The 7,627-nt window shown below is 57.4% G+C and carries 8 protein-coding genes and 2 pseudogenes; 6 read left to right on the forward strand and 4 right to left on the reverse strand.

Annotated elements, in window-relative coordinates; genetic code table 11:
* The first annotated feature begins 568 nt into the window (after positions 1-568).
* Positions 569-958 (forward strand): hypothetical protein, encoded by a 390-nt coding sequence (locus MEB48_RS28850; RefSeq protein WP_237887102.1) that lies wholly within the window; start codon positions 569-571, stop codon positions 956-958.
* Between the two features lie 22 nt (positions 959-980).
* Here MEB48_RS28850 and MEB48_RS28855 read toward each other — a convergent pair whose 3' ends face one another.
* A complete protein-coding gene (locus MEB48_RS28855) occupies positions 981-1,973 on the reverse strand; it encodes a GlxA family transcriptional regulator (protein ID WP_237887103.1) in 993 nt (330 codons plus the stop codon).
* A 91-nt stretch (positions 1,974-2,064) separates the two neighbouring features.
* On the opposite strand from MEB48_RS28855, the gene inhA reads away from it, so the two are divergent.
* Positions 2,065-2,751 (forward strand): isonitrile hydratase, encoded by a 687-nt coding sequence (gene inhA / locus MEB48_RS28860; protein ID WP_237887104.1) that lies wholly within the window; start codon positions 2,065-2,067, stop codon positions 2,749-2,751.
* A 232-nt stretch (positions 2,752-2,983) separates the two neighbouring features.
* A pseudogene (locus MEB48_RS28865) lies at positions 2,984-3,174 on the forward strand (helix-turn-helix domain-containing protein); the annotation flags it as partial.
* A 381-nt stretch (positions 3,175-3,555) separates the two neighbouring features.
* On the opposite strand, the gene MEB48_RS28870 reads toward MEB48_RS28865, so the two are convergent.
* Complete coding sequence (locus tag MEB48_RS28870) at positions 3,556-4,044, reverse strand: SRPBCC family protein (RefSeq protein WP_237887105.1); 489 nt, start codon at positions 4,042-4,044, stop codon at positions 3,556-3,558.
* A gap of 198 nt (positions 4,045-4,242) precedes the next feature.
* Here MEB48_RS28870 and MEB48_RS28875 point away from each other — a divergent pair, with 198 nt between their 5' ends.
* From MEB48_RS28875 to MEB48_RS28885, 3 genes are all read left to right on the forward strand, one after another.
* On the forward strand, positions 4,243-5,187 hold the full coding sequence (locus tag MEB48_RS28875) for an ADP-ribosylglycohydrolase family protein (RefSeq protein WP_237887106.1): 945 nt from the start codon (positions 4,243-4,245) through the stop codon (positions 5,185-5,187).
* Positions 5,184-5,582, forward strand: coding sequence for a GFA family protein (locus tag MEB48_RS28880; RefSeq protein ID WP_237887107.1), 399 nt, complete (start codon positions 5,184-5,186; stop codon positions 5,580-5,582). The genes MEB48_RS28875 and MEB48_RS28880 overlap by 4 nt, the downstream gene beginning before the upstream one ends.
* Positions 5,583-5,685: 103 nt before the next feature.
* Complete coding sequence (locus MEB48_RS28885) at positions 5,686-6,087, forward strand: lysozyme inhibitor LprI family protein (protein ID WP_237887108.1); 402 nt, start codon at positions 5,686-5,688, stop codon at positions 6,085-6,087.
* A 91-nt stretch (positions 6,088-6,178) separates the two neighbouring features.
* On the opposite strand, the gene MEB48_RS28890 is transcribed toward MEB48_RS28885, so the two are convergent.
* Positions 6,179-6,433: a DUF1652 domain-containing protein gene (locus tag MEB48_RS28890; RefSeq protein WP_030131459.1), complete on the reverse strand. Its 255-nt coding sequence runs from the start codon at positions 6,431-6,433 to the stop codon at positions 6,179-6,181.
* Between the two features lie 542 nt (positions 6,434-6,975).
* Positions 6,976-7,496: pseudogene (locus MEB48_RS28895) on the reverse strand (penicillin-binding protein 2); the annotation flags it as partial.
* Between the last annotated feature and the right edge of the window lie 131 nt (positions 7,497-7,627).

Raw genomic sequence — 7,627 nt, forward strand, 5'->3', positions numbered from 1 at the left:
ATTACAACCATCGCCGTTGCCACACAGCCTCGAATAACCTGCCGCCAGCCCTTTTTGAAGAGCGGGCGGCCTAATACTCCTACAGAGCGGTCCAAAAAAACTGGACCACAACAGGCTTGCCCGCGAAAGGGCCATCAGCCCCACCACAAGACTTACTGCGCCAAAACCCGTGGGAAATCCCCGCTTTCACCGCATTTTTTTGTAGGAAAAAGGCTTGCCTGCAATAAACAAAAACCCGCTCTTTCTGACACTACTTATCCCCTGTGGCGAGGGAGCTTGCTCCCGTTGGGGCGCGTAGCGGCCCTGAAATCTACAACCATATTCCTCCAGAAACACCGCATTTTCCGGCTTTACGGCTGCTGCGCAACCGAACGGGGGAAAGCCCCCTCGCCACAGGATCGGATAGGCAAACTACCTACAAACACCAAACAAATCTGCCCAATCAACACGCAGTTACTCATTCCTACATCCAGAAATACCTTGTTGCCAGCGCTTACATCCATCCCTACCATCCACGTCAACGGGCACAGCGGAGCTGTCCAACAAAACCCGAATTCAAGGAACCAGAATGACCCAGCGCATCCATCGCAGCATCGACACCCCACTTCGATCAGGCCTGAACCGGGATGAATTGTGGGAGGGCCACGACAAAGGCTTGATCAAATGCTGGGAAATCGGCCGCCAACGCGCCGCCCGCTTCCCCGACCTCGCCCAACAATGCCTCACCGGCGAACTTCCGGTGCTGGGCTGGAAAGGTGGCGTCAGCCGCAGCCTGAAGAAACTCGAAAAATACGGATCCCTCAAATACCTTGCCGAATGGCAGGGGTTGCGCGGGGAAGATCTGGATATTGATCTGAGTGCAGAACGGGCGTTGACCTGTTCCAGGACCAAAATGGTCGTGACGTTTACGCCGGACCGGTCGAAGTATTTCAATCAGGTGGCGGACGTGGAGGTCTGAGGATAAGGCTCCGAGGCGCCCGTCAAGGCATTACTGGATTTGCTGGAGGGCTGACGGAAAACCTCTCGCGATAAGCCTGCGGTGTCACACCCATGGCCCGCAGAAAACTGCGGCGCAAGGTTTCTTCACTGCCAAACCCGCATTGCACCGCGACCCGTTTGATCGGCACACCGGTGTCGCTGAGCAGCCGTCGCGCGGTCTCGACCCGAATCAGTTCGATGGCCCGCGCCGGGGTCTGGCCGGTGTCGGCGCGGTAGTGACGGACGAAGCTGCGCTCGCTCATGCCGGCCTGCAGGGCCAAGCTCGGGATACCGAGGTCCTTGGTGAGGTTTTCGCTGATCCAGGCGTGAAGTTCGTCAAAGCGGTTGCCTTCCTTTTGCAGGGATAGGGTCACGCTGAACTGCGACTGGCCTCCCGGACGCTTGAGAAACACCACCAGTTGCCGGGCGACTTCCAGGGCCATGGTTCGCCCTAGATCTTCTTCGACCATCGCCAGGGCCAGGTCAATGCCCGCGGTAACCCCGGCGGAGGTCCAGACCGGGCCGTCGTTGATGAAGATCGGGTTGGGTTCGACCTGTAGTTTGGGATGCTGGTGCGCCAATTGTTCGCAACGGGTCCAGTGCGTCACCACCCGCCGACCGTCGAGCCAACCGCTGGCCGCCAGCAAAAACGCCCCGGTACACACCGACGCCACCCGCCGGCATTGCATCGCGTGCTCACGCACCCACGTCACCTGCGACTGGTCTTTTGCCGCCGCGTAAACGCCCCAGCCACCGGCAATGATCAAAGTGTCGCTGCCCTGTTCCGGCAGCGGCTCAGCCAACAACGCCAACCCCGCCGATGACATCACCGCCCCGCCACCGCTGGCAATCACCGACGGCGCATAGGGCGGCGGCAAACCTTGCTGGCGAGCAATGTCGTTGGCCGAGGCGAACACCTGCAACGGCCCGGTGACGTCGAGCAGTTGCACGTTGGCAAAGGCCAGCACATGAATGGTTTTCGGGTTGTTCGGCATGCTTGGCGTAATTCGTGGGGTTATTGGCGTATGCGCCAGATCCTACGAGCCTACAGTGAAGCCGTCCACCCTAACCAGGAGAAAAAACGCCATGAAGTTGCAGATCGGTTTTCTGTTGTTTCCACAGGTTCAACAACTGGACCTGACCGGCCCTTATGACGTACTGGCCTCGTTGCCGGACGTGAAAGTGCATCTGATCTGGAAAGATCTGGTCCCGATCACCGCGAGCACCGGGCTGGCATTGAAGCCGACCATCACCTTCGACGATTGCCCGCCGCTGGATGTGATCTGCATTCCCGGTGGCGGCGGTGTCGGACCATTGATGGAGGATGACCATACCCTGGCCTTCATCAAGGCTCAGGCCGCCACGGCACGGTATGTCACTTCGGTCTGCACCGGCGCGCTGGTGCTTGGCGCGGCAGGATTGCTCAAGGGCAAACGCGCCACCACGCACTGGGCGTATCACGAATTGCTCGGGGTTTTGGGAGCGATCCCGGTGAAGGATCGGGTGGTACGTGACGACAACCTGTTGACCGGTGGCGGGATCACCGCGGGCATCGACTTTGCCCTGACTCTGGCCGCTGAATTGTTCGATAAGGACACGGCGCAACTGGTGCAGTTGCAGCTGGAATACGCTCCGGCGCCACCCTTTGCTTCGGGAAGTCCCGAGACGGCGCCAGCCAGCGTGCTGGACGAAGCCCGGAAACGCGCTGCCGGATCGTTGAAATTACGCTCGGAAATCACCGAACGTGCAGCGGCGAAACTCGCCCTTCAGTGAAAAAAAATGGCTGCGGGAGCTATCGCCCCCCGCAGCCAGTTACTCAGGGCCGGAAAATCCGTTGCCAGTGATGTGGCTTGCCAGTGGTTCAAGTCCTGCTGCCCCCGGATAATTTTCTGCTGCGCCAGGTCAACCGCAATCTGCGCCCATAAACAAGTGCAGCGGCGGCTCGCTGACATTGGCCGCCTGGATGATTGCCACGGCAATCTTGTCCGGGTCACCGGCCTGCTGGCCATTGCAATATCAGAAGCAATTGCGCTTGCAGGAAGCGCGGCGGCGGCTGTTGTCGGAGAGCAGCGACGTGTCGTCCATCGGCTACAAAATGGGCTACGAAAGCTCTTTGCAGTTGAGCCGTGAATGCAGCCGTCTGTTTGGCACCTCCCGAGCAAGGACCTCGCCCGGCTGCGCGTTCAGGCGATCTAGAGATTTTTCACGCAAACGAAACTGAAAAACCGCGGAGTCTGATTCTGCGACTGCTGCGCAGTCGAACGCAGCCTTCGACAGCTGCTACAAGGGATCGGGTTTCAGTTTTCTGAAGACGAAAAAAAACCCGCCGAAGCGGGTTTTTCCCAAGACCATATCGACTCCCTGTCGGCAGCGATCCTTGCTATGGTCGATCATCCATGACCCTGAAGCACTTCCTGTGCTTCAGTTGATGGAGCTAGATTACCCTTGGGATCCAATCTGCAATAGAAGACATAGCTACTACCGCGTGTAAGACATTCGCCATAGCCACCCTCCAAAAAACCCTTGGACGAGTCAGCCGTCATGCGCTGAAGCGCCGAGTTTCGTGGCCTGCAGCCATCAACCTCCCTGACGCTCATGGGTCTTGGTACTTGTTTCCAGAAATTGTTCGATATTGCTCATTTGTTCATCCCAACCCCGGCTGTCCATGCGGAACGCCTTGAGCCTGCGCGACTGAGGGATGTGATCGAAACCGGACTCGACGACCGTCAACAACGTGCCGTCGTCCATATCCTGGAGTTCGAACTTCACCAGCGTGGTGGGCTCCTGGGAGTAATCGGTATCGGGTTCGACTGCATACGGGTGCCAGCGAAACGAAAACACCCGCTCCGGCTCGACTCGCTCCACCAGCACATTCCACAACAAGTGCTCATAACCAGGATAAGTAATCTGCCCCTGGGTCCACTCGCCGGCGACAAAGCGCTTACCTTCGAGTGCCACGCCGAACCATTGCCCAAAGGCTTCGGCATTGGCCAGCACACGCCAGACCTGCGAGCGCGGCACCTTGAGCAGGATTTTCCTTTCGATGCGATCTGATGCTGGGTTCATAAGTCACCTCCTGTATTGAACAGTAGGCCTGTAAAGACCATAAGACCAACCTAAAAGTTGTATCAAACAGGTGTCGCAATCACCCGTACCTGAAATATTCGGCCTCAGTTTTTGCCATAAGTTCTGGTTTGAAGGGGAAGTCAGCGGGCTGAAACTGCTAACGTTTGCAGCGAGGTGGAACCCTTACAAGGAAGATTCATGCAGCCTTCACTCACGGAACGTTATCGCGCAACCCTGCTGGGGCTTGCTTGTGGGGATGCTGTCGGCACCCATGCCGAATTCCAGCCACGCGGCTCGTTCAAGCCCTTGACCGACATGATTGGCGGCGGCCCGTTCAATCTGAAGCCAGGGCAATGGACCGATGACACCTCCATGGCACTTTGCCTGGCCGAAAGTCTGCTGAACAAAACCGGTTTTGATGCGGCCGACCAAATGGGTCGTTACCTCAATTGGTGGCAATGGGGTTACCTGAGTTCAACTGGCGAATGCTTCGACATAGGTATGACCGTCCGTGAAGCGCTGGCTCGTTATCAGGAAACCGGTCAGCCATTCGCGGGATCCACCGATCCCTATACGGCCGGTAACGGCTCGCTAATGCGGTTAGCACCAATAGTGTTGTACTACTTTCCCGACCCCGACCGGATAAGGAGGTTTTCCGCAGACAGCTCGCGCACTACCCATGCGGCGCCGGAGGCACTTGAATGCTGTCAGTTGCTTGCCGATCTGATCCGCAAGGCATTGCAAGGAGCGTCCAAGCCGGATTTGCAGAGCCTGCCAGAGACGACGTTCGTGGAACCAAAGGTCGCGAGCATCGCTCGCGGCGATTACCTCGGCAAATCCAAAGACGATATTCGCGGTACCGGTTACTGCGTTGCATCACTGGAAGCAGCCTTGTGGTGCTTTCACCACACTGACAGTTTTGAAGCCGCCGTCCTCGAAGCCGCGAACCTGGGCGACGACGCCGATACCACTGCCGCCATCGTCGGCCAGTTGGCCGGGGCTCACTACGGTGTGCAGGCTATCCCTGACGGGTGGCTTGCGAAATTGCATCAGCGCGAAGACATCGAGGCCACTGCTGACGCCTTGCTTCGGGCCGCCGCCGCTGCTGACATCTCAGCCACGCAACCAGGAAAAGCCCCATGAATAACTTGCATGGCAGCTGCTTGTGCAAAGCCATCGAATACGAACTTGATAGGCTCGACATGCCCATCAGTCACTGCCACTGCCACACCTGTCGCAAGGCGCACGCAGCGGCATTCGCCTCGACGGCCGGGGTCATGCGTGAGCATTTTCGCTGGATAAAAGGACAGGAACGGCTAAGCACCTACGAGTCGTCGCCGGGCAAGCTTCGGCATTTCTGTTCGATCTGCGGATCGCATCTGATGGCGGAACGCTTGGCCCAACCCCATGTAATCATTCGCGTGGCGACTCTCGACGATGATCCAGAAATGACACCTCAGGCACATATCTGGACGTCCCATGACGTGCCCTGGCTTGAATATGAATCAAATGACAAGTGTCCTGAATGGCAGGCATAGTTTTGCGCAGACACCATAAGGATTCCGTCAGACTCTGATTTGTTGGTTGGCGGCGCCCCGCTACACTGCCCCCCAACTTTTCCATCATCACAACGAGCCCACCATGCCCCAACGTTTTCTCCTTGCGTTGACGCCGCTGTTGTTCACTCCTCTTGCGCATGCCATCGACTGCGACAACGCCACCGACCAGGGGACGATGAATCAGTGCGCAGCGCAGCAGTACAAGGCGGCCGACAAGGAACTGAATGCGCTTTATCAGCAGATCACCACACGGTTGAAGGACAACTTCGACGCGAAAAAGCTTTTGATCGGTGCGCAGCGCTCATGGATTGCGTTTCGCGATGCCGAGTGCAAGTTCTCGGCATCCGGGGTGGCGGGTGGCAGCGTGTATCCGCTGATCTATAGCAACTGCACCACTGAGCTGACCAAGGCGCGAGTCGAGGCGTTCAGGACTTACTTGAAGTGTCAGGAAGGGGATTTGAGTTGTCCGGTGCCTGGGGCTTGATGCGGCGGTGTTTTTGAGGGCCTCTTCGCGGGCAAGCCCGCTCCTGCTGGAGACATGCTGCACCGCCGACATCGCGCGGCGTGACGCAGGTTCAACGGTAAAACGGAGGGTGAATTCCTTTGTGAGCTTCGATTTCTTGCCGCATATCAGCCACTAGCGACGCGATCGCGTGGGGACTATCCAGTGTCCATACCGGAACATGGGTGGCCACCAGATCCACTTTCCCGGTCATGCAATCGCAGACCCGTATTGTCAGGGACTGGTCCGCCTCCATGCTGCAAGTACACACAGCGGGCAAAAAACTATGTTCAATGATGTTTTGAATTTCCAGGGTTGAAAGGAACATCGCTACCTCCCTCACGCCAGATGTGTGACCGGGCAAATGCTCCCTCATTCACCCATTAGCCCGAAAATTCTAATCCTCAATAGCAGGTGTCTCAAGACCGTAACAGGTTGCTCGTCGCCTCATTGGTTGTCGCAATTTGCGACAATACTTGAAGGCTCCCTGCACCATACAAAACCCGCCGACAAAGGACTCTCGGTCGAGGTAATGTTCGCAGCAATCGAATAACCCGCCAGCACATGCTGAATATTTGGGAACCAGCGCGATGAAACCTTGATCCTTAGACGTGAGGGTCGCCCGTCGTTTTGCTCGGTGCGGCGTATTGCGGCTTCAGGTGGCCGTCCTGATCGAGCAGCCAGACATCCATGATCTGCCACACCACGGGCCCGGCGACGCGACCTCCGGCCTCGCCGTTTTCGATCACGAGATGACAATTTTTGGATGCTCGGCCGGGGCGAAACCGACGAACAACGCATTGTCACGGTTGAGCTCCAGGATTCTCGCCCGGTTGTAGCGCTGCTCACCCTGTTTGATCGCCACCACTTGGGAACCGGGTCGGTGTGCTTGAGCACTCGCAGCACGCGGCGCTGAGCGTTGGTCTCGACTTCTTCATAACCCACATGGCCGTGTAACTCGGACTCGTAGAACTTCTCGATGCCGGTCTTGCCGATGGATTGTGTGCCACGATATTCCACCATATTCAAAGCTTTGGATTCTTTCTCGTTGAAGCGGCCGACGTAACCGATCGAATGGGCAAAGTGCGCGCCCATCGGGCAGTGGCGAACGAACTGTGGCTCTACATCGATTCCTGGCAAACGGAACTCGTTGACTGCCAGCACCGCGATCTGTTCTTCGCTGAGTTCATAGAACAAGGTAACTGGCACGAAGGGGTGTCGAGCCTGCTTCATCGCCTTGTCGAACAGTGTGCGGTCTTCTGCCGACAGGTGCAGGAGGTTGACCACGTCATCCAGCTCTTCGTTGACGTCGGAGGCGCGTTCGCGGGTGTCAGGTTGAAACTGGGTCGATTGTCCGCCAGAAGCACGCCGTTGCGGTCATAAATCAACCCGGGGCTGTCGGCAGACTGTGACAGCCGGGAGCGGTCCGATGATGCTGTACGAACTTTCCTGCGGACAAAACAAAACCCCTACCTGCAGATGCAGATAGGGGTTTCGGAATTTAATCTTGACGATGACCTAC

It is taken from the genome of Pseudomonas sp. PGPR40 (genome assembly GCF_022014505.1).
In the GTDB taxonomy this organism is placed as follows: Bacteria; Pseudomonadota; Gammaproteobacteria; order Pseudomonadales; family Pseudomonadaceae; genus Aquipseudomonas.